The 3,934-nt window shown below is 71.4% G+C and carries 4 protein-coding genes; all 4 read right to left on the bottom strand.

What is annotated here, in order from left to right:
- The coding region (locus AC27VN_RS35075; protein WP_490879591.1) for an ABC transporter ATP-binding protein at nucleotides 1–725 on the bottom strand (725 nt) is incomplete at its 3' end.
- 4 nt (nucleotides 726–729) lie between these two features.
- Nucleotides 730–1,749: an ABC transporter substrate-binding protein gene (locus tag AC27VN_RS35070; protein WP_422098913.1), complete on the bottom strand. Its 1,020-nt coding sequence runs from the start codon at nucleotides 1,747–1,749 to the stop codon at nucleotides 730–732.
- A 51-nt stretch (nucleotides 1,750–1,800) separates the two neighbouring features.
- A complete protein-coding gene (locus AC27VN_RS35065) occupies nucleotides 1,801–3,024 on the bottom strand; it encodes an acyl-CoA dehydrogenase family protein (protein ID WP_490879590.1) in 1,224 nt (407 codons plus the stop codon).
- Nucleotides 3,025–3,184: 160 nt separating this feature from the next.
- Entirely contained in the window at nucleotides 3,185–3,841 is a 657-nt protein-coding gene (locus AC27VN_RS35060) for a methionine ABC transporter permease (RefSeq protein WP_490879589.1), read from the bottom strand.
- Nucleotides 3,842–3,934: the final 93 nt, after the last annotated feature.

Here is a 3,934-nt window from a genome sequence, read left to right as displayed (position 1 = left end):
GCCGGGTCGGCGCGCTCGCGCGGATACGGCAGGTCGACCTCGACGATCTCGCGGATGCGCCCCGGGTGCGGACTCATCACCACCACGCGCTGCGCGAGGAACACCGCCTCCTCGATGTTGTGGGTGATGAAGAACACCGACAGCCCGAGCTCGCGCCACAGCCGCAGCAGCTCGCGCTGCAGGCTCGCGCGCGTGAGCGCGTCGATGGCCGCGAAGGGCTCGTCCATCAGCAGCACCTTCGGCCGCGTGGCGAGCGCGCGCGCCACCGCCACGCGCTGGCGCATGCCGCCCGAGAGCTCGAAGGGATAGCGCCGCGCCGCATGCGACAGGCCCATGAGCGCGAGCAGCTCCTCGGCGCGCGCGCGGCGCTCCGCGGCGCCCAGGCCCAGCATCTTGAGGCCGAACTCCACGTTGCGCCGCGCATTGAGCCAGGGGAACAGCGCGTACTCCTGGAACACCACGCCGCGGTCGGCACCGGGCCCGGTCACGGGCTGGCCGCCGGCCGTCACGCTGCCGGTGGTGGGCTCGACGAAACCCGCGATCGCATTGAGCAGCGTGGTCTTGCCGCAGCCGCTCGGGCCGATGGCGCAGACGAACTCGCCCTCGCCGATGTCGAGGTTCACGTCGGTCATGGCCCAGTTCAGCTCGCCGTTCGACGAGGCGTAGAGCTTGGACGCATCGCGCACGCTGACGATCGCGCGCGGGGCCGTGTCGTTCGCGCCCATGGCCTCAGCCCAGGCGCACGCGGTCGGGCGCCGCGGCCTTCAGCGCATCGGCATAGATCAGCTTGCGGTAGAGCGCGCGCAGGTCCTCCTTCGGCGGCGTCGCGAGGCCGGCCTCGACGGCCCACTGCGCGTTGAGCACGAGGTCGTCGAGCAGCCGCTCGTCGAGCCGCACGCCGACCGAGACGGTCTCGAGCCCGGCCTTCGTCGTCTCGACCGTGGCCTTGGTGCGCTCGGCCACGAGCGCGATCGCCTCGGCGGTCTGGGCACGGTAGAAGGCCTCGGCATCGAGCAGGCTGCGCACCGCGGCCTCCACCAGCTTGGGCCGCGACTGCACCAGCGATTCGCTCGCGGTCAGCACGTAGTGGCTCAGGAACACCTTCTCCAGCCCCGTGTCGTCGAGCACCTTGACCTTGCCGCCGCTGTCCGCGATGGCCTTCTGGCCCGCGTCCCAGCCCCAGGCGAAGGCGTCGATGTCGCCCTTGGCGATGGCGGTCACGGCATCGGGGCCGCGCAGGTTGACCAGCGTCACGTCCTTGAGCGCGAGGCCATGCAGCGAGAGGAAGCGGCTCAGGAAGTAGTGGCCGCTGGTGCCGACCGTGGTCGCCACACGCTTGCCCTTGAGCTGCGCGCCGGTCGCGATGCCGCGGTCGCTGCGCGCCGCCACCACCATGCCGCTCGAGAGGCGGCTGAACTCGGCCACGATCACCGCGCGCACGCCGTTCGCGCCGGCCAGGCCGATCACGCTGTCGGTGGCGGTCGCGAACTGGGCCTTGCCGGCCACGGCCGCGTCGAAGGCCAGCCGGCCCGAGGTGAACTGCAGCGTGGTGGCCTCGATGCCGTGGTTCTTCCAGAGGTTGCGGCTCGACACCAGGTAGGGAATGGCCCAGCTGAAGCCCTGGCTCTCGGCGACCACGATCTTCTCGAGCGATTGCGCGCGCAGCGGCAGGGACAGGCCGGCGGTACCGGCGAGGGCGGCGAGACCGAGGCCGAAGCGGCGGCGGTCGATGGGATGCGAGGAGCTCATGGGATCGAAGGGAGAAAGAAGAAAACGGAACGCGAGGGCTCACAAGCCTTGTCAGCCATAGCCGTAGGGATTGGGCACGTCCCCCGCGAGCAGCCAGGCGCCGATGCCCTGGTGCCGGTAGTCGAGCGGGTCGTGCAGCGTGTGCACGCGCACGTTGCGCCAGTAGCGGTCGAGGTTGTGCTTCGAGGCGGTGCCGCGCGCGCCCACCAGCTCGAAGATCTGCGAGGTGACGTGCAGCGCCGTGCGCGCGGCCTGCGTGCGCGCCGCGGCCACGTCGATCGCGAGCGCCCCGCGGCTGTCTGCCTTGAGCGCGAAGCCCTGCTCCCAGGCCTGCTGGAAGCGTTCGTTGGTCTGGTTCGACAGCGCGGTGGCGGCCTGCAGCGCCGACCACATCTCGCCCGCGCGCAGCTGCAGCAGCCGGTCGTCCTCGGCGCGCTCCACGCCGGCCATGGGCCAGGGCTGGGTGTGGGCGCGCAGGTGCTCGATGGCCGCGCGCAATGCGCCGAAGGCATTGCCGAGGTAGATCTCGGTCAGCACGATCTGGCCGATCAGGTTGCGCAGCGTGGCGCGCGGGCTCGAGGCCACGCCGGGCGGGCCGAGGATCTCGTCGTGCGCGATGCGCACGCGCCGGAACTCGACGTTGCCGCTGTCGGTCTGTCGCTGGCCCATGTTGTCCCAGTCGCCGAGCACCGTGATGCCCGCGCGCGAGGTCGGCACCACGGCGAACAGCCGGTCGGTGGGCTCGGGGCCGAGCACCACCGAGACGTTGAGCACGTCGGAGTCCGGGGCGCCCGAGCAGAAGCCCTTCACGCCGTCGATCTCGATGCCGTCGTCGGTGCGCGCCGCCTGCAGCCGGGTGTCGCGCGCATTCACGGCGTTGCCCCAGAACCAGCGCTTCTCCACCGCCTCGCCGAGGAAGCGCGCCTGCTGCGCCTCGGAACCGAACAGCAGCACGCTCGCCACCTGCAGGTGCTGGAAGCCGAACAGGTGCGCGAGCGAGCTGTCGGCCTGCGCGAGCCGGCGCAGGATGCGGAAGATCAGCGGCCAGGCCGCCTGCTGGCCGCCATGGGCCGCGGGGATCGCGAGCGTGAGCAGGCCGCTGCGGCGCAGCAGCGCGCGTTCGGCCAGTGCCGTGCCGCCCGCGCGGTCGCGTTCGGCGGCGCTGGCGGCCAGGGTGTTGGCGAGCGCGAGCACCGGTTCGGTGAAGACGCCGAAGTCCTCGGCGAAGGGATCGGCCGCCGATGGCGTGCCCTGGGGAGCGGAAGAAGAGGACACGGGATGGCGGCCTGCGGTGGAGAAGAGGAAGCGGAAGGCGGGGGCGGGCCGGAACGCGGGATCGGAGAACGGCGACGCCTGCCGCGGCGGCTGCACGCATGATGCCGAGCCGGACCCCGTTCGCTTAGAACATTCCGGAGCATGGATATGCGCCGCGCGTTCAGCGCCGGTGGTCGACGCACCGCGCCAGCCACTCGCCGACGAACTGGATCACCGACACCAGCGCGATCAGGATCACGATCACCTCGAACATCACGCGCGTCTCGTAGCGCTCGTAACCGTAGCGGATCGCCAGGTCGCCGAGGCCGCCCGCGCCCACCGCGCCCGCCATGGCCGAGGCATTGACCATCGCGATCACGCTGACCGTCATGCCGCCGATGATCCCGGGCAGCGCCTCGGGCAGCAGCACGTGGCGCACGATGTGCCAGCGCCGGCAGCCCATGGCGCGCGCGGCCTCGACCAGGCCGGCGTCGACGTCGTTGAGGCTGACCTGCGCGATGCGCGCATAGAACGGGATCAGGTTGGCCGCCAGCGGCACCACCGCGGCCCAGGTGCCGAGCGTGGTGCCGACCAGGAAGCGCGTGACCGGCAGCAGCGCGATCAGCAGGATGATGAAAGGGATCGCGCGGCAGACGTTCACCGCGATCGACAGCGCCCTGTGGAAGCGCGGCCGCGGATAGAGGTTGCGCGGCGCCGTCACCGTGAGCACCACCGCGAGCACCAGCCCCAGCACGATCGCGATGAAGGCCGAGATGCCCACCATCAGCAGCGTCTGGAAGAAGGCCTGGACGTACTTGTCAATCTGCGGCGTGGACATAGCCCAGGACCTCGATGCGGTCGGCCGCGAGCGCCTGGCGCGCGGCGTCGATGTCGAAAGAAGGGTCCGCGCCCACCGGCACGGCCACCAGCA

The organism is Variovorax sp. 20P10.2.4, assembly GCF_058244205.1.
This window is presented reverse-complemented; position numbering and strand designations above follow the sequence as displayed.

What these genes read in the sequence shown, in the direction of transcription:
- AC27VN_RS35070 (WP_422098913.1), bottom strand. Translation starts at nt 1,749, where the DNA reads ATGAGCTCCTCGCATCCCATCGACCGCCGCCGCTTCGGCCTCGGTCTC.
- AC27VN_RS35060 (WP_490879589.1), bottom strand. Translation starts at nt 3,841, where the DNA reads ATGTCCACGCCGCAGATTGACAAGTACGTCCAGGCCTTCTTCCAGACG.